At 42.3% G+C, this 239-nt stretch carries 1 protein-coding gene; it reads right to left on the bottom strand.

Going from position 1 to position 239, the window contains the following annotated elements:
* The coding region (locus tag FS628_RS30910) for a response regulator (protein WP_260871259.1) at nucleotides 1–195 on the bottom strand (195 nt) is incomplete at its 3' end.
* Between the last annotated feature and the right edge of the window lie 44 nt (nucleotides 196–239).

The raw sequence follows: 239 nt of genomic DNA, 5'->3' as shown, positions 1-239 counted from the left end.
TTGGGGATAAGCGGTGATGATGATGACGTTGATATGTGGATGAATTTGTTTAATATGGTTGAGGATTTCGAGGCGGTCCATCGGAGGAATCTTGATATGGAGGAGTACGAAATGAGGGTTGTCATTGTTGACAATTTGCAGGGGAATCTTGGCGTTGGGTGGTTGAAAGGTGTTATATGGTTGAGTGGTGAACAGTTGGATTAAGAGGATTCGAATAGGATTGTGGTGATGAAGAATTA

This window comes from Paenibacillus xylanexedens, from assembly GCF_007676705.1.
Lineage (GTDB): Bacteria > Bacillota > Bacilli > Paenibacillales > Paenibacillaceae > Paenibacillus > Paenibacillus xylanexedens_C.
This window is presented reverse-complemented; position numbering and strand designations above follow the sequence as displayed.